This window comes from Variovorax glucosi, from assembly GCF_051216695.1.
Taxonomy (GTDB): Bacteria; Pseudomonadota; Gammaproteobacteria; order Burkholderiales; family Burkholderiaceae_C; genus Variovorax.
In genome coordinates this window covers 1-1,398 of the sequence record NZ_JBPJZE010000112.1, presented here as the reverse complement: position 1 = coordinate 1,398, position 1,398 = coordinate 1, and the positions used below count along the sequence as shown (strand labels likewise).

The window sequence follows — 1,398 nt, the reverse complement described above, 5'->3', positions numbered from 1 at the left end:
TCGAGAAGTTCGGCCTGACGCCCGATGTGGTGGACGATCTCACCGGCAAGAAGCTGGGCCGCGCGAGCTCGGGCACCTTCCGCACCGCCGACGTGGTGGGCCTCGACACGATGGCCCACGTCGTGAAGACGCTGCAGGACAACCTCAACGCCGAGACCGATCCGTTTTATGCCAACTTCGCGACGCCGCCGGTGCTCGCCAAGCTGCTGGAGCTGGGCAACCTGGGCCAGAAGGCCAAGGCCGGTTTCTTCAAGAAGGTCGGCCGCGACATCCTGCGCTTCGACCTGAAGAGCGGCGAGTACGTGCCCGCCGGCGCCAAGGCCGACGAGGTGTACGGCCGCATGCTGAAGAAGCCCGCGGGCGAACGCCTGAAGCTGCTGCGCGAGAGCGAAGGACCGCAGGGCCAGTTCCTCTGGGCCATCCTGCGCGACGGCTTCCATTACGCAGCCGTGCACCTGGGCGACATCGCCGAGAGCGCGCGCGACATCGACTTCGCCATGCGCTGGGGCTTCGGCATGAAGCAGGGCCCGTTCGAGCTGTGGCAGGAAGCCGGCTGGGCGCAGGTCGCCAAGTGGGTGCAGGAAGACATCGACGCCGGCAAGGCGCTGAGCACTGCTCCGTTGCCCAAGTGGGTGTTCGAAGGCCCGGTGGCCGAAGCGGGTGGCGTGCACACGCCCGAAGGCTCGTGGAGCGCATCGCAGAACAAGTTCGTGCCGCAGCGCAGGCTGCCGGTGCATGACCGCCAGCTGTTCCCCGAGAGCGTGCTCGGCGCGAACGCCGCCGACGCCAACACGGCCGGCACCACGATCAGCGACGAAGGCGACGTGCGCGTATGGACGCTCGACGGCGAAGTGCTCATCGCCAGCATCCATTCGAAGATGCACGCCATCAGCCCCGACGTGGCCGAGGCGCTCGGTGCCGCGGTCGAGTTGGCCGAGGCCGAATACAAGGGCCTGGTGATCTGGTCGCCCGACGAGGTGTTCTCGGTCGGCGCCGACCTGCAGGCGATGCTGCCGGCCTTCGTGGTCGCGGGCATCGGTGCGGTCGAAGGCGCCGAGGAAGAGCTGCAGAACGTGATGCTCAAGATCCGCTACGCCAGCGTGCCGGTGATCTCCGCCGTGCGCGGCATGGCGCTGGGCGGTGGCTGCGAACTGGCCGTGCATTCGGCCAAGCGCGTGGCGGCGATGGAAAGCTACATCGGCCTGGTCGAAGTCGGCGTGGGCCTGATCCCCGGCGCGGGCGGCCTGACCTACATCGCACGCCGTGCGGCCGAGAACGCCTCGGCCTCCACGGGCACCGACCTGCTGCCGTTCCTCACCGAAGGCTTCACCGCCGCCGCGATGGCGAAGGTAGGCACCGGTGCGCTCGACTCGAAGAAGCTGGGCTACCTGCTCGACA

The 1,398-nt window shown here is 68.3% G+C and carries 1 protein-coding gene; it reads left to right on the top strand.

Going from position 1 to position 1,398, the window contains the following annotated elements:
• On the top strand, positions 1 to 1,398 hold a 1,398-nt coding region (locus tag ACSFA3_RS23350; RefSeq protein WP_435507814.1), incomplete at both ends, for an enoyl-CoA hydratase/isomerase family protein.